This is a genomic window from Paenibacillus sp. YSY-4.3, from assembly GCF_054767475.1.
This window is the reverse complement of the sequence record NZ_BAABMC010000001.1, coordinates 1,211,074-1,226,523: the sequence shown is the minus strand read 5'-3', so window position 1 is coordinate 1,226,523 and position 15,450 is coordinate 1,211,074. Positions and strand designations below refer to the sequence as shown.

13 protein-coding genes are annotated in these 15,450 nt (G+C 50.3%); 1 reads left to right on the top strand and 12 read right to left on the bottom strand.

Translation table 11 applies throughout. From position 1 onward, the window contains the following. Window positions 1-45: 45 nt before the first annotated feature. From arsC to ACYUJT_RS05715, 7 genes are all read right to left on the bottom strand, one after another. Window positions 46-471 carry an arsenate reductase (thioredoxin) gene (gene arsC / locus ACYUJT_RS05745; protein WP_460319439.1) on the bottom strand — a complete coding sequence of 142 codons (426 nt, stop codon included), beginning with the start codon at window positions 469-471 and terminating at the stop codon, window positions 46-48. Between the two features lie 37 nt (window positions 472-508). Continuing rightward, entirely contained in the window at window positions 509-1,801 is a 1,293-nt protein-coding gene (locus ACYUJT_RS05740) for an arsenic transporter (RefSeq protein ID WP_460319438.1), read from the bottom strand. Window positions 1,802-1,817: 16 nt separating this feature from the next. Next, a complete protein-coding gene (locus ACYUJT_RS05735; protein ID WP_460319437.1) occupies window positions 1,818-2,132 on the bottom strand; it encodes an ArsR/SmtB family transcription factor in 315 nt (104 codons plus the stop codon). Window positions 2,133-2,360: 228 nt separating this feature from the next. Continuing rightward, window positions 2,361-3,263 (bottom strand): glycine betaine ABC transporter substrate-binding protein, encoded by a 903-nt coding sequence (locus ACYUJT_RS05730; RefSeq protein ID WP_460319436.1) that lies wholly within the window; start codon window positions 3,261-3,263, stop codon window positions 2,361-2,363. 113 nt (window positions 3,264-3,376) lie between these two features. Continuing rightward, the gene (locus ACYUJT_RS05725) at window positions 3,377-4,033 is read right to left on the bottom strand and encodes an ABC transporter permease (RefSeq protein WP_460319435.1); all 657 of its coding nucleotides are present in this window, start codon (window positions 4,031-4,033) and stop codon (window positions 3,377-3,379) included. Further along, a complete protein-coding gene (locus tag ACYUJT_RS05720) occupies window positions 4,030-5,160 on the bottom strand; it encodes an ABC transporter ATP-binding protein (RefSeq protein ID WP_460319434.1) in 1,131 nt (376 codons plus the stop codon). The genes ACYUJT_RS05725 and ACYUJT_RS05720 overlap by 4 nt, the downstream gene beginning before the upstream one ends. A 243-nt stretch (window positions 5,161-5,403) precedes the next feature. After that, window positions 5,404-6,024, bottom strand: a complete 621-nt coding sequence (locus tag ACYUJT_RS05715; protein WP_460319433.1) for a TrkA C-terminal domain-containing protein — start codon at window positions 6,022-6,024, stop codon at window positions 5,404-5,406. 193 nt (window positions 6,025-6,217) lie between these two features. On the opposite strand from ACYUJT_RS05715, the gene ACYUJT_RS05710 reads away from it, so the two are divergent. After that, the gene (locus ACYUJT_RS05710) at window positions 6,218-7,465 is read left to right on the top strand and encodes a chromate transporter (RefSeq protein WP_460319431.1); all 1,248 of its coding nucleotides are present in this window, start codon (window positions 6,218-6,220) and stop codon (window positions 7,463-7,465) included. Here ACYUJT_RS05710 and ACYUJT_RS05705 read toward each other — a convergent pair. From ACYUJT_RS05705 to ACYUJT_RS05685, 5 genes are all read right to left on the bottom strand, one after another. Continuing rightward, entirely contained in the window at window positions 7,453-8,199 is a 747-nt protein-coding gene (locus tag ACYUJT_RS05705) for an SDR family NAD(P)-dependent oxidoreductase (protein WP_460319430.1), read from the bottom strand. The genes ACYUJT_RS05710 and ACYUJT_RS05705 overlap by 13 nt on opposite strands. Window positions 8,200-8,221: 22 nt before the next feature. Further along, complete coding sequence (locus ACYUJT_RS05700) at window positions 8,222-8,620, bottom strand: hypothetical protein (protein ID WP_460319428.1); 399 nt, start codon at window positions 8,618-8,620, stop codon at window positions 8,222-8,224. Then, on the bottom strand, window positions 8,617-9,426 hold the full coding sequence (locus ACYUJT_RS05695) for a DUF817 domain-containing protein (RefSeq protein ID WP_460319427.1): 810 nt from the start codon (window positions 9,424-9,426) through the stop codon (window positions 8,617-8,619). The genes ACYUJT_RS05700 and ACYUJT_RS05695 overlap by 4 nt, the downstream gene beginning before the upstream one ends. Before the next feature lie 148 nt (window positions 9,427-9,574). Further along, the gene (locus ACYUJT_RS05690) at window positions 9,575-12,565 is read right to left on the bottom strand and encodes a glycoside hydrolase family 48 protein (RefSeq protein ID WP_460319790.1); all 2,991 of its coding nucleotides are present in this window, start codon (window positions 12,563-12,565) and stop codon (window positions 9,575-9,577) included. 26 nt (window positions 12,566-12,591) lie between these two features. Next, window positions 12,592-15,243, bottom strand: a complete 2,652-nt coding sequence (locus ACYUJT_RS05685) for a glycoside hydrolase family 9 protein (protein ID WP_460319788.1) — start codon at window positions 15,241-15,243, stop codon at window positions 12,592-12,594. Between the last annotated feature and the right edge of the window lie 207 nt (window positions 15,244-15,450).

The window sequence follows — 15,450 nt, the reverse complement described above, 5'->3', positions numbered from 1 at the left end:
TTCCGGTGCCTTTAATCTTTTTTTACTAACGTCATATTTCGTATATTATCGGCCATCCACAACAAATTGTTCAATGCGGGCCTTGATTTGATCCCTGATTTCCCGAAAGCGCAGCATAATTTCTTCCTCGGTTCCTGTCGCCTTCGCCGGGTCTTCAAATCCCCAGTGCCATTTCACTCCAATCGGGTTAGGAACGGCCGGGCAGTGGTCGTCCGCATGGCTGCACAACGTAATAATATAATCCGCACGTTTTAGAATTTCCGGATCAATCACCTCTGAACGGTGAGTGCTAATATCCACTCCTGCCTCGTTCATAACCTGAACGGCGCGAGGATTCAACCCGTGAGCCTCCAGTCCCGCACTGAACACTTCAAACTGATTGCCCCCGATTTTCTTGAGCCAGCCGTCTGCCATCTGGCTCCGGCAAGAATTCCCCGTGCAAAGGAAATATACGCTTTTTTTATTGTTCATATAGCACTCCTCTTTCTAATGTTAACAACAGTATCGTCTATCCTATGAATAACAGCCATAAATAGAGCCCAGTTAACGTAATGACAAGCGTTGGTATCGTCAGAATAATTCCGGTCCGGAAATACTGGCCCCACGTAATCTTGATGCCTTTTTTGGACAGTACATGCAGCCATAGCAAGGTGGCCAAGGAACCGATTGGTGTTATTTTCGGCCCGAGATCCGAGCCGATCACGTTTGCAAAAATAAGTGCTTCTTTCATGACACCCGTTGTACTCGTACTATCTATCGCTAATGCGCCAATCATGACCGTAGGCAGATTATTCATCACGGACGACAACAGCGCCGTCAGCAGACCCATGCCTAATGTGGCCGCGTATAGCCCTTGATCCGCAATAACCTGTAGCCAGCTTCCAAGCTGATCGGTTAATCCGACATTGCGAAGCCCATATACGACGACATACATCCCGATGGAGAAAACGACAATAGACCATGGCGCCTCTTTGATGACTTTGGATGTGCGTATGGCCGGGCTGCGCCGGGCAGCGATGATAAATATGACCGCCACTGCCCCCGCCGCCGCCGATACAGGAATACCGATGAACTCGCTGGATAAATACGCCGCAAGCAATAGAAGCAGGATGATCCAGGATAACCGGAACATATGGGGGTCCCGGATCGCATCCTTTGGATTTTTTAACTGCGCCTCGTCATAATGGGCAGGAATTTGTTTGCGGTAGAACAGGTACAACACGATCACACTGGCACTAATCGAAAATAAATTAGGTATGATCATTTTGATAAAATAGGCGCCGAACCCGATCCCGAAATAATCCGCTGACACGATATTGACCAAATTACTCACAATAAGCGGCAGCGAGGCCGTGTCCGCTATAAAACCGCTCGCCATAATGAATGGCAGCACCATGCGGTCCTCGAATTTGAGCGCCCTAACCATAGCCAATACGATCGGTGTAAGGATCAGCGCAGCGCCATCATTGGCGAATAAAGCGGCGACAAGCGCACCTAGCAGAATGACATAGACGAACATTAACTTTCCGCTGCCGTTCGCCAGCCGGGTCATATGCAGCGCAGCCCATTCGAAGAGTCCAATTTCGTCTAGCAGGATAGAAATCAATATAATCGCAATAAAAGCGAGCGTGGCATTCCACACGATTGCCGTGACATCAAGCACGTCTTGAAAGCCAACCACGCCAAAGATCAATGCAAATATCGCGCCCCCCATCGCCGACCAGCCGATGCCAAGCCCTTTAGGCTGCCATATGACCAGGGTTATTGTAAGCGCGAATATGCTAAAAGCAATGTAAACCATCCGTTCTCCTCTTCCATTAGCAGCAGTTGTTCGCTGAGCATTTCTTAATCCACTTCAGTTGTTCCACAGGTATAGGAACATGCTCCATCAGAGCCTGGACATGAGGCTTGTCCTCCAGCGTCAAATCATAATACACCCATGACCCGCGTTTATCTTCATCTACCAGACCTGCCTCCTTCAGCTTGCGCAAATGCTGACTGACATTCGGCTGCGTCGTCTGCAGAGCATCCACCAAATCACATACGCAATGCTCCCCTTCTCTCAAAATCGCTAACAGCGTCAAACGAGTCCTGTCAGCCAGTAGTTTCAAATCCCGAATGATCTCTTCCACAGGGAGCCTCCTTCCTGCATTCCTTATAGCTAGAACAATTATATAATCAGTCAGTTATATAATCAATTAGTTATATGTAAGTTTCATGCGCACAAGTAAAAAAGGCGCCAATTAGGCGCCTCTCTCTATTGAAATTCCTCTATATGACCATGACCTTCTTTTCGGCGAAACAAATACATATTTACGATTCCAAGCCATTCGGCGTTTGCCGCTCATCGCCAGCAGCGACTAGCCTTCTATCAATCCTTTTTCAATCAAAAATTGGCGCGCGACCTCTTCTTCCTTCAGCCCTTCCACATCGACATCCGCATTCAGCTTCTGCATCTCCTCGTCGCTGATCACGCCGCTCATTAGATTCAATACCTCTTCTAATTCCGGATACTTCTCCAAGGTAGCTTTACGAATAATTGGCCCTGCGTCATATGGTGGGAAAAATTCCTTATCATCCTGCAAAATGACCAGATCATGCACCTTGATTTGCGCATCGGTGGCATAAGCATTCGTTACGTCTGTCTCTCCGCCAGCGATCGACTGATACATAATGCCGTGGTCCATCCCTTTTTGCTGCTTGAAGTTCATGCCGTACAGCTTCTGGATTCCCGGAAAACCGTCGTCCCGATCGAGAAATTCAAATTCGACGCCGAGAATCATATCCTCGGATACTTTCGCTAAATCGCTGAAGGTTTCAAGGTTGTGCCGCTCTGCAGTCTCCCGTGTTACCGCCAGCGTGTACGTATTATTAATGCCGAACGGCTCCAGAAAGATAAGTTCATCATCAGTCAGCAGTTCTCTCGTTCTTGCCAGCGATTCCGCCGAATTTCCCGTTTCTTCTTGATAGTAATTGGCCACAACCGTTCCCGTATATTCGGGATACAGCTGAATTTCACCGTTCTTCAGTGCGCCCCAAGCGACGTTGGATCCGCCGAGGTTAACCTGCCGCTTCACCTTAATGTCCGTCTTGGCTTCGATTAACTCCGCCATCATCAGGGCAAGCAGCATATTCTCCGTGAAATTCTTCGAGCCTATTGTAATTTCTCCCGTGCTTTCTGCCCCGGAGCCCTTGTTTGCTCCGCCCCCGCACGCACTCAGAAGCATTGCCGCCAATATTACCGCCAGCAAACCAGCCGCCATCTTTTTGCTTATCGTCATCATTTTCATTTTAATTGTTCGAACCTCCGTAATTAAATGCTAAATACGCCACTGCCTGCACTTTAGGAAGTCAGGCTCTAATTAGCCTGATCCATTCACACTTTCAAGCCTTTTGGAGTCGTCGCCCTCTCGAGCAGACCAAGCAAATAATCCATAATCAGGGCGAGAACAGCTGCAGGAATTGCACCGAGCAAGGTCAGCGCCTCAATGTTGCGCTGGATACCAAGAAAGATATATTCTCCTAGTCCTCCTGCTCCGATAAAAGAAGCCAGCGTTGCCGTCCCTACATTGATCACTGCAGCCGTTCGTATGCCAGCCATAATGACGTTCAAGGCCAGCGGCAGCTGAACGCGGAATAGAATTTGCCATTGCTTCATGCCCATGCCGCGTGCCGCTTCCACAATCGACTTGTCCACATCGGTAATTCCCGTGTACGTGTTGCGGATAATCGGCAGCAATGAATATAGAAACAATGCTGCCACGGCCGTCTTCATGCCGATGCCGAACAGCGGAATCATGAAGCCTAGCATCGCGAGGCTGGGGATGGTCTGCAGAACCCCGGCAGCACCCAAAGTAACACCTTTAAGAGACTTGACTCTAGTAATCATAATGCCTAAGGAGATACCGACGACGATCGCTAGCAGCATCGATAGAAATACGAGTTCGATGTGTACCAATAAAGACTGCGCCAATTCACCCTTACGCATGTCGAATTGATGAATCAGCTGCTCCCATAACGACTTATCTCTCATACTTCCTCCTCACCTCCTACCCACTGAGCGGCAAACGCCGTTAACAAGCTGCTTCGGGTTACGATGCCCGTGATTATTCCGGCCTCCGTCACGACAGGGATGATGCCAAAAGGCGCTTGTGTAATGAGTGCAAGCGCATCCCTCGCTGTCGCCGTATCCTGGAGTACAGCTTGAGGGGATTGCATGATCTCCCCGATGGTTACCGAGCTATCCATCTGAGCCGATACATCATAAGCCGAGACGATGCCCAGCAGTTTGCCCGCTTCATCGCTGACGAGCAGCGTATCCGTCCTCCTCTGGCGCATGAAGGTAAGCGCTCTGCTAGGACTACGGCCTGGCAGTGAAGTTGAAGGGTTATCCCGCATAACCTCCGTAATCGGAATATATTCGGGATTTTGATAAAGGCGATTTTTCCCGACGAAGCCTTCTACGAACTCATCAGCCGGATGACTTAAAATTTGCTCAGGGGTATCCATCTGTACCAGCTCGCCATCTCGTAAAATCGCGATCTTGTCGCCGAGCTTGAGCGCTTCTTCCATATCATGCGTGACGAATACAATCGTCTTTTTTACCTCCTGCTGGAGTCGTAATAGCTCATCCTGCAGTTGCTCCCGGGTGATCGGATCAAGGGCGCCAAATGGCTCATCCATCAAGATAATATCCGGGTCGGCAGCTAATGCCCTTGCTACGCCGACCCGCTGCTGCTGGCCACCGGATAGTTGTTTGGGATAGCGCTTCGCATAAATTTCCGGGTCGAGCCCGACCAAGCGGAGCATTTCGCCGATCCGTGCTTTCTTTTTGTCCGTGGCCCATCCTTTTAATTCAGGGATTAAACCTACGTTGTCTTCGATGGTGTAGTGAGGGAACAGTCCGATTTGCTGAATGACGTAACCAATGTTCTTGCGCAGTGTTACGGGGTTTTCCTGCGTGATGTCTTTGCCTTGCACGTATATTTTGCCCGAGGTATGCGGAATCAGGCGATTAATCATCTTCATGGATGTCGTTTTCCCGCATCCGCTGGGACCGATCAGCACCAGAATCTCACCCGCTTCCACCTCGAAACTGATATTTTTTACCGCCTGGTGGCCGTTTGCATATGTCTTGCTTACTTGTTCAAATTTCAGCATTTCTGCCTCCTTTGTGCTTAAGATTTATTTTTCTTCTCCCCCCAATATGACTTGAATCAGCTTTATTGATAGTTTTTTACTACTATGCTTGAAGCACCAATAGGTATTACTATACCAAACCCTCGAATAACTGACAACCTTGTATATACATATAAGTTGTATGTTAAAAAATGGACTCCCCACAGCAAAAAAAGAGGCTGTCCTGGCATATCTAGCCTAGGAACAACCTCTTTCATCTATGTATTACTCGCTGATTTGATTGACAAACCGCTCGGTCTTTTCGTAAATTTTCGGATCTCCCACAAATACAAGCGTATCGTTCTCCCGCAAAATAACATGCGGCCCGGGAGATATAGAAATTCTCGTACCTCTGCGCAGTGCAATCACGGTTGCTCCGGTATTTTGCCAAAATTGCAGATTGCCGATTGTTTTCCCAACCGCATGGGATCCTTCCTTAATCTGAGTTTCCATCGGGTTATACGGAGTCAGGTTTTGCAGCCGATCCGAGGCCTTCGTAATTTTGTTCAGCAGTACCTCAAATCTGCGATCCACTTCTTTTTTCTCCGCCATCAGCTGCTCCAAATCCCGCTTTAATGAATAAGCCGATTTCAAATAATTGCTGCTCGCCAAATATTCCTCGGCTTTCTGATCGGAAATAACGACGATCTCTTTGCCCTGCGAAACCGAGACGATTCCCTCATCCTTGAGCAGCCCGATCGCCTTTCGTATCGTTTCGGGAGAGACATGATATTGAGCCGCCAACAAGGAACGCCCCGATATTTTGCTATGGACAGCCAGTTCCCCGCTGACAATTCTTTGAGCAATATCGAGCGCGATGGATTTGTAGACAGCAATTTCCTGCATTGCGGTAAGTCCCCCTTTTATATCATCATGCTATCCAGTATATCTTTTTTTACCCGGCAAATAAACTAGCCCCCGTACACAGAGATTTCCCGTATTTTACGCTAGGTTAACAGAACTATGATAATGTAGACGAACGGATAAAATGGGCCGGTTTCTCTAGGTATCCAACACGCTGAAAGGAACATGACTTGCTATGAATTCAAAAATTGCTGCAAAAAAAGAGACTGCCGTCCAGTCTCCACCTCGCATAACCGTTCTTGATATTTTCCTTGCTTCAATCAAACTGGGGCTGACGTCCTTTGGCGGCCCCGTTGCCCATCTGGGTTATTTCCATCAGGAATACGTCGTCCGCCGCAAATGGATCGAGGAGAAGGCCTACGCCGATTTGGTCGCCTTATGCCAGTTCCTACCCGGACCGGCCAGCAGCCAAGTTGGGATCGGAATCGGCCTGCGCTGCGCCGGGCTTATGGGAGCCATTGCAGCCTGGATTGGATTTACGCTGCCTTCCGTCCTGCTGTTAGGACTGTTCGCTATTGCTGTACAGCGCATGAATGTTAGTGAAGCACTATGGCTGCATGGATTGAAGCTGACCGCTGTAGCAATCGTCGCCCAAGCCGTGTGGAGCATGGGTGTAAAACTAGCCGCAACCCGGAAGCAGGCTGCCATTGCTCTCGGCGCAGCAGGTGTTGCGCTGCTCTGGCCGGGCACATTTAGCCAAGTAGGCGTCATCACGGCTGCGGCACTGCTGGGGCTCTTCCTGCATCGCCATGAGACGACTGCGGAATCTATCAATCCTGTAGCTGCGGCTAAATGGCGAAAGGCTCCCAGCTACAGGCAGTCCATAATCTATATAGGACTCTATTTCACATTGCTCTTGCTGCTCCCCATGCTCAACCAATGGTCAAGCAGCGGATGGCTCTCCCTGATCGACGGCTTCTACCGGGCCGGTTCCCTCGTCTTCGGCGGAGGACATGTGGTGCTTCCACTGCTGCAAGAAGAAGTCGTCGCGCACGGTTGGGTTAGTCAGTCCGATTTCATCGCAGGATACGGTGCCGCTCAGGCCGTTCCTGGGCCCCTCTTTACCTTTGCCTCCTATTTAGGCGCAATATATGGAGGAGTGCCTGGCTTGGCCATAGCAACAATCGCCATTTTTCTGCCAGCCTTTCTGCTGGTCGCCGGCGTTCTGCCCCTATGGGATCGGCTGAGCAGCAGCATAGCTATGCAACGAGCGCTGCAGGGCATTCATGCTGCAGTGGTAGGAATATTGCTGGCCGCGCTGTACGATCCCATTTGGATCGGCACTGTTAGCAATGCGACTGATTTCGTTATCGTGCTCTGCCTTTTCGCTATGCTGGTAATCTGGAAGCTGCCTCCATGGTGCGCAGTCATCGCTGGCGCCGCAGCAGGTATTCTCACGCAAATGCTCGTTTATTCTTCATAGATCATTTTCCTGGTCATCCCGCCGTCGACAACGAGATGGATGCCAGTGACGAAATCGTTGTCCGGATCTGTTAAATAGAGACAGGCCCGGGCGATATCCTCTGGTTTACCTACACGGCCGGCCGGATGCTGGCTATGATCAATCTCTCGCAGCCCTTCGTAGTCTCCCGTCTCAATCCATCCGGGGCTAATGCAATTCACTCGTATCCCTTCAGTACCAAGCGACACAGCCATCGCATGGCTTAGGGATACGATAGCTCCCTTCGAGGCGGCATACGCCTCGGAGTTGGGCTCGGACATCAAGGAGCGAGTCGAGGAAATATTGACGACTGAACCTCCGCCTCGCTTTTTCATCAATTTGGCCGCCTCCCGCGTCACGAGAAAGCAGCTTCGCACATTTGTATTCAGCACATCATCCCATTCATCCACCGTCAGCTCAAAGGGTGATTTGAACCGGGACACCCCTGCATTGTTAATGACGATATCAATTCTGCCATATGTACGTTCAATATGTTCCAGTATGCCGAAAATGTCCCGTTCGCTGCGGACATCACAGACGATGAATTCAGCTTGTCCCCCTGCCTGATTAATAGCGTCAGCCGATTGCTCCCCGACTGAAGATTGCAGATCCGCCATGATTACTGCAGCCCCGCGGCGAGCGTAAGCTTCCGCAACTCCACGGCCAATTCCCTGTGCAGCACCAGTGACTAATACGACGAGATTGGCAAATGACATAACGAGTGCAGCCTCCTTTAAATTAACGGGTCGTAAAGAAGCTCTTCATCAGCGTTAATCCGCACATAAGACCGAAAAAGAAAAATTCACGCTCCTGAACCAAATGAAAGTATTCGGCAATCGCGATAATTTTAATATATGAAGAGGCAATTGGATAAATCCAAATCAAAAAGCATGGCAGAAACACGCCGAAAAACAGCGGTTTATTCATTTTTCGCCGGGACGGCCACCCGTTGAGCAAACTTAAATACAAGCCGAATACGAAGGCATAAATCATGTTGGCCAGCAGTGTATTGTCGGTCTTGTAAAGAATCGCCCGCTGATGTTCCATCATGGCGAAGAAGCTGCCGCTATAGTAAATAAGCAAACAGACGCCGATCATCCACGCAATGTAATAGAAAATCCCCTTTGAGTTGTTCATGTACGACTCTCCCATTTTTTTGTTGGCACGCCTTGCGGGGCGTCTGTCCTTCCCATTTTAACATGCTTCAGTTGTGCAACGATGATGATGCTGATCACAACGAGCAGTAGCCATGAGCTGATTTTTCCGATGTGAACGAGCTGCCATACTTCTTCCTGATTCGGGTATTTCCAGGCTCCAAGGAAGGTGGTTACATTCTCAGCAATCCAGATAAAGAAGCCGATAAGCAGAAATGACAGCAGCAGCGGCATGCGGAAAGTCCGCTCTTCTAGCGTAAAATAAACCGTGCAGCGGAAAAATACTGCGATTAGGAGCAGCATGAGTATCCAGCGATAATCCCCGATAAAATGATGCGTGAAAAAATTGAGATAAATTGCCGTACTGACGGCAACGGCGTAAACCGATTTCGGCCAGCCCGTAATTTGCAGCTGCAGCCGTCTCCAAGCTTGGCAAATGTAGCTGGCGACACTGGCATACATAAATCCGCTGTATAGCGGAACGCCAAACACTTTGTTCCATGCGGGTTCTGGGTAGGACCACGAGCCCATATGAACTTTGAATATTTCGAGAGCAAGGCCAATCACGTGGAACATGCAAATGACCTTCAGCTCATCCAGCGTTTCCAGCTTGCTGATGATCATTCCTGCCTGAGCGAGCAAGCAAATCAGCAAAATCCAGTCATATCTCGGAAGGATCGGCAGCTGGACCGCTTTCGTCAGGGCGAGGGCTCCGAAGATCATTAGCGGAAATATGCAGGATAGCGCTTGAAGCCAAGCAAACACGAAAAGCTTGCGGATAAATGTCATAACGATGCATCAGCCTCCTGCTTCTTCAATAGGATTTTATCACAATTCAGACCTTGAAGTGACTAAGACCGCAAAAATTAAAAACAACAGGAAAAGCGCCCAACTTGCCAGGATCAGCAAGTTGGGCGCTGGCTATGCTCTGTTGCAATTAAGGCTCAAGACCCCATACCAGATTTCCGTTCAAGTGCAAAGTCGCCTTCTCCCAGCTGGCAAAATTGGTCTTAGTGGCATCATACGAGTAGTCATCCGATTCATTATAGTTGGACCAATCCGTCTTATTGACCCGCACCTGAATTTCGCCGGTATTCGCACCCGGTGCCAAGCTGCCTGCACCAGTTCCGAACGAAATTTCCAAATAATAATCGGCTCCCGGCTTGGCCGAAGGCAGCTTGACGAAGGTTCCGCTCAAGTTGCCGCTGCCGATGGCGGCGTAGTCGCAATTGAATTGCTGCGGCTTATCACCGTCAATGGTGTAATAATAGCGAATCTTCACATTGCTTAACGATACGGCAGTGTCCCCAGTATTCACAATGCGGAACTGCGGCCGGAATTGGTTGTCTCCCGGATTCGTGTCATTCGTGCGGTATTCAAGCTTCAAATTGCCTTGCACCGGCACTGGAGTGGATGCAGGCTTGGCGCTTGCCTCCGGCGAGTTAGGACTCTCCCCAACGCTGTTGGATGCGCTGACTACATAGTAATATGTCGTGCCGTTGACTACGTTGGAATCGGTATAGGCTGCTTGCGCCGTAGTGCCTAGCGTCGTATATGGACCGCCGCTTGTCGTTGCCCGCTTCACCGTATAGCTGGTAGCGCCGTTCACACTGTTCCAGGACAGATTGACTACTGCGTCGCCAGCCACTGCGTTTGGCTTGGATGGAGCTTTTGGCGCTACTGGATCTACCGGCCCGCCTTGATTGCTGTTGATCAGACGATCGTATTCGGCATAGGCTGTAGCCATATCGACTTGAGACCAGAAACGGTGATAAGTGAACTCTGGAGCTCCATTCGTCCATTTCTTCGTTTGCGAGTTCCAAGAAGTATTGTATTTATTCTCTAAATACTGCCACTGAGGATCATTCTTAATAGCTGGTCTTACATCGGTATAGCTGGCATAAACACCGTTGCCTCCCTTAGCCGGGTCGGATGGCACCGTGGACGATCCCGGGATGGTGTTGCCTTGGCCGAACAGACCCGTCCAGCCGTTAGGGAAATAAATTTCCTTCGTGAAGTAACGGTAGTAGTCCTCGCGCGGCTCAACGGTTGTGATTCCGATGCCGTCATTGTATCCCCAAGCGGCATCAAGCAGCGCCTTGGCCAACTGTTCTGCCTGGCTGCCCAGCGCAGAGTAGCTGCCAGTTTCCGCTTTGGTTCCAGCCGCAAAGAAAGTCAGCGCTTTGATATAGCTTCCAAGCACGCCAGCATCTTGCCCCGGGTTCTTCGTTACCACGCGCAAGTTCGGATTGCCGTTGTGGCTGCCGAAGCCGTTCCAAGTTGCCGGCTGTCCGGACCATTCCAGATTGCTTGGAACCCAGAACTCCCCAGGAGCCGAAACCGTGGCAATTGCCGGATTATTACCTCCAAGTACACGATTGCCCTGGCTATCCAGATAGTAGCCTTCAGAATCGGTTACCGGACGTTGGTTAGCAAAGACATAGTCCATAGACCAGTCGATCCAATTCTGTATGACCTGTTTAGCCATTTGGAAGTTTTCCGAAGAGGTATCTCCATTCGATGCCAAAATATAGTACAGTTCTGCGATCCGCTCTACTGGCCAAGCCTGCATGCCGAACCAATTATTGGATGGCGGATCATGGTAAACAGGCGCATCATCATAAGCCAGGCCGTAGAAAGTGCTCTTGCCAGCAGGATAAGCTTTATATGATCCGTCCCAGCTGTTAGTCGCTCCGCCCGCAATCGCTCCTTCCGCGGATTGCAGCCAAGTATAGAATTCCAATTGACGTTTCAGTGAAGTCGTCCAGTCTTGACCCGCCGTCGGAGAATTCGGCACCAGGCCGCCGCTTGGATTAGAAAGCGCGTAAGCCGCTACGACGTTCTGATAACCTTGGTGAGCGTGGCTCGCTCCGATTCGCCAAGCCCAGTTGCCTGTTTGTCCCAGGCCGCCGCCCCATGCGGTATACCATGCCATGAGATAATGGCTGGCATCCTTGCCGGTACCGGCTGCCGGCGCTCCATTTGAAGCGCTTCCAATTTTCTGGAAGTATTTATCGTACATCCCGTAACGCAAGTAGTCGCCCATTTTTTTGGCCTTGTTCAAATATGCGGAATTGTTATATCCCAACTCCTTGGCCCAATACATCGCTTGAATGGCACGCGCATCCGCATCGGTCGCGTTCGTATAACGCCATTGCTCGGCCGGGACATTGCTCTCCTTCGTAAACAGAGTCATGAAGCCTTCCCCTGTTTTACCAAACGTTTTATTGTCTTGCGATGGATGTGGTACAGCCTCCCATACCGACTCCTGCTCACCCCGCTGGAACGTGTTCACATAAGTTGCCGTATGGTTTGGATTGAGCAAATTGCCGAATCCATACCAATTGTCCACATCCAGCAGCCAGTGCATCAAATACGTCTGGTTATTTCCATACGTCGCTTTAAGCTCCGCATCGAGCGGATCCCTTCCTGCGGCATATTGACCGCTAAGCTGGCTCGGATACTGATCCGGCTGCGAATATTCCCCGGCATAAGTCGCCGGGCTACTCGGGTTGTAGTAGCTCATCGTCGGCTGCTCTTCCTTGCCGTCCCCCTCATTCACCGGGATAATATACTTCTCCATATTGTCCCACGCCGCTTCAAGTTTGCTCCAATCCCCGGTGTAATGACCATACAGCACCTCGAGCCACAACCAATAGCTGTACGCCTCCGAGGTCGTCATATGCCCATAGTCCGGAGCCTCGCTCATCAGAGTCTCGATGGAGTGATAAGGAATTCCTTCGGGCGAAAAGTAGCCATTGGTTGGATTTTTAAGCTGCTGATACATTTGCAGAAACCGGGTTTCCTCGGTGGACGATGCCGCAAACGCCTTGCTGGACTGGACGGTAAACACGCCCGATACGATCGAAAGCGACAGCGCTGCACTCATTAAGAGCGATATCGGTTTCTTAAGAGCTGACCATTTCATCATAAACATCCTCTCTATTCTTTGTTTTAGGGCTCAATCCCCCATACAAGATTACTACCTAGATGCACTGTTACTTTGTCCCAATCAGCAAAACCGCTTTGTGTTCCGTTGTACGAATAATCATTCGATTCGTTGTAGTTCGACCAGTCGGTCTTATTGACTCTGATCTGAATTTCTCCGCTATCCGCTCCAGGCGCCAAGCTTCCTGCCCCTGAGCCGAATGAGATCTCCAAATAATAATCCGCCCCGGGAACCGCGTTGCCAAGCTTTACGAATTTCCCGGTTACATTCCCACTGCCTACCACCGCATAATCACAATGGAATTCTTGAGCCTTGTCCCCGTCAATCGTGTAATAATAGCGAATCTTTACGTCGCTGAGGGCAACGGCCGTCGTTCCTGTGTTGACAATGCGAAACTGCGGACGAAATTGATTGTCGCCCGGATTGGTATCATTATTGCGGTATTGCAGCTTCAATCCACCCTCAGCCGGAACTGTCCCTTCTTGGGGCTTTGCGCCTACTTGCAGCGAATTCGGACTATCCCCGACAGAGTTCCTGGCAACAACGATGTAATAATAGGTCGTCCCATTGACCACGCCATGATCGCTATAGGTCGTCCCCGTCGTTTCCCCAACCACGGTATATGGTCCTCCGTCGGCTTGCGCACGCTTCACCACATATAGGTTTGCGCCGCCTGATGCATTCCAGACTAGATCAACCTGGGCGTTTCCGGACGTTGCCTTGACGCCTTTGGGCGCAGCAGGAGCAGTCGGTGTTCCCGGATTTCCTCCGCCGGAAGGCAGTTGTCCAAACACATGAACACCAGCATCATAGACCGGAATATTGTTCATCTTAGCGGGAGCAGCAGCATTCAACGCAATGCCCTGGTAGGAAAAATCATTGCTGTTATCCCAGAAATTTGTGTTCAGCGGAGCCGAGATCCGGAATTGGACCTCCTTCCGGTGCGCTGATTGCCCTCCGGGATAAATCGCAGTTCCGGTAAAATCGATCGTCGTATAGTAAATATAATTAGCTGCATCGTACGGCTTAAGCGGCGATACCGTCGCTCCCTGATTGTATCCGCCGGCAGAAACGGTGATATCCTCGGGGCCGTAGCCTGCCGCAACTGCTTCGCTGAGATCAATGTAATAATTGAAGGACAGCTTATCGCTGGAGCGCGCAGGCCAGCCGGATCGGTTATTGAGCAGAGCTCTGATTTCCACAAAATTGCTGCCGCTCACATTCACTGAGGCTTCGACGAACATTTCGTCGTCGCGAACTTCATGTGCTGGGAAGTTTGGAAGAGGCTGCTGTCCCTGTCCATGAAGCAGCACCATTCTCGCAAGCGCCCCCGTAAAGGCGGCATTATAATCCGTGGCTACTTCGTTCGACACATAATCTCCGATCGAGTCGGTGTAGCTGTCGTTCTTGGACGGCCCGCCAACGAGAGCTCCGTACAGAATATGCCTGTGATTCGCAGGAGTCTGCTGATTATCCGCCCAGGAGCCATGCGAGGTTCTATGATGCGGATGCTGAGGTGCATTACTGCCAAAACCAACTACGTAGCTGCTGTTGCGAGGATTGTCCCCCAGCATGTACAATATTTGATTTTCGGCAAATGAACGCGCACGTGATTTCTTGACGGGATCAGTCACCCAATCCGAGTATACGAAAGCAAGGAATGCCTGATTTGCAGCATAACGAAGAGCCCCCCATTGATCCAAATGAGCAAGTCCTCCAGGCGTATACGAGACTCGTTCACCGGTTCCGGAGACGCCTGTCGTCCAGAATTCCATACTCCGTTCCGTAGACTGTACGAACCGAGAATCGCCGGTAATCCGGGCCAAGAGAAGCTGGGCGCCATATTGCTTGTTATCCCAGTTATGCGTCCACTTGTAATCCCAGCCACCAGACTGCAGCGTCCCCCATTCGCTGCTTGCGGCTATAGCCTTGTTAAGATAAGTTTCGTCCTTCGTAGCGAGATAGAGCCACACGCCACCCCAGCTCAATTCATCGGCATAACCGCTCCAGGACTTGTAGTACTGGGTTGCGTCGGTGATGCTGTCCGAATATGATCCGCGGTATTGATCCGCGAATTGATAGAGCTGTTTCGCGTGCTTAAGCAGCTCTGCCGAATAGGCAGCATCCGTATCCTTGAAAATGATAGAGGCGGCAGCCAGCGCTGCAGCTGTCTCACCGGCCAGATCCGAGCCTGGATGGGCTGCATCAATCTTATAGGATGGCCGCGCCATAGGCATGACTTCGGCTGGTCCCCACCAGTTATGATCCGCTGTACCGTTTCCTACCTGCCCCCATAATTCATTGGGAGCCGTATGGGCTTTGATAAAATAATCGGTCGCCCAGCGGATATTATCCAGGATATAATCGAGCTGGCCGGACTGCTCATATCCTTCACGATACTCGTATACAGACCACGCGAGCATCGTTGCGGTATAGGCCATCGGAAAACCGAATTTGACATGATCCCCTGCGTCATACCAGCCACCCGTCAAATCCCGGCCGACGTCAGCACCGTCCTTCATCCCGGAATCCCCGCGCCATTCCACGCGATTATTATCAGGCAATTTGCCGGAACGCTGTGTCTCGTAGAAATAAATCGATTTCTGCAACGCTTCGGCATAGTTATAATCCGAGGCCGCAGCATGAGCACTTGGCATGTTTGTTAGAGCTGAACTCCCTGTAAGCGCTAACATTAGGGCGAAAGAAAATATCCCGCTTCGTTTCACCCATTTTCCCATAATATCCTTGCCCTCCTTTCTAATACGACAAAATCTATGAAATCCTTGACAAGCCGTTTAAATTACCACCTTCCTTCGTTAAATTAGGTTTGTTGTTAGTTATTTTCCAATTAATTACAACAACCC

What these genes read in the sequence shown, in the direction of transcription:
- ACYUJT_RS05730 (WP_460319436.1), bottom strand. Translation starts at nt 3,263, where the DNA reads ATGGCGGCTGGTTTGCTGGCGGTAATATTGGCGGCAATGCTTCTGAGT.
- ACYUJT_RS05695 (WP_460319427.1), bottom strand. Translation starts at nt 9,426, where the DNA reads ATGACATTTATCCGCAAGCTTTTCGTGTTTGCTTGGCTTCAAGCGCTA.
- ACYUJT_RS05715 (WP_460319433.1), bottom strand. Translation starts at nt 6,024, where the DNA reads ATGCAGGAAATTGCTGTCTACAAATCCATCGCGCTCGATATTGCTCAA.
- ACYUJT_RS05685 (WP_460319788.1), bottom strand. Translation starts at nt 15,243, where the DNA reads ATGCCAAGTGCTCATGCTGCGGCCTCGGATTATAACTATGCCGAAGCG.
- ACYUJT_RS05710 (WP_460319431.1), top strand. Translation starts at nt 6,218, where the DNA reads ATGAATTCAAAAATTGCTGCAAAAAAAGAGACTGCCGTCCAGTCTCCA.
- ACYUJT_RS05705 (WP_460319430.1), bottom strand. Translation starts at nt 8,199, where the DNA reads ATGTCATTTGCCAATCTCGTCGTATTAGTCACTGGTGCTGCACAGGGA.
- ACYUJT_RS05740 (WP_460319438.1), bottom strand. Translation starts at nt 1,801, where the DNA reads ATGGTTTACATTGCTTTTAGCATATTCGCGCTTACAATAACCCTGGTC.
- ACYUJT_RS05720 (WP_460319434.1), bottom strand. Translation starts at nt 5,160, where the DNA reads ATGCTGAAATTTGAACAAGTAAGCAAGACATATGCAAACGGCCACCAG.
- ACYUJT_RS05725 (WP_460319435.1), bottom strand. Translation starts at nt 4,033, where the DNA reads ATGAGAGATAAGTCGTTATGGGAGCAGCTGATTCATCAATTCGACATG.
- ACYUJT_RS05690 (WP_460319790.1), bottom strand. Translation starts at nt 12,565, where the DNA reads ATGAAATGGTCAGCTCTTAAGAAACCGATATCGCTCTTAATGAGTGCA.
- arsC (WP_460319439.1), bottom strand. Translation starts at nt 471, where the DNA reads ATGAACAATAAAAAAAGCGTATATTTCCTTTGCACGGGGAATTCTTGC.
- ACYUJT_RS05700 (WP_460319428.1), bottom strand. Translation starts at nt 8,620, where the DNA reads ATGAACAACTCAAAGGGGATTTTCTATTACATTGCGTGGATGATCGGC.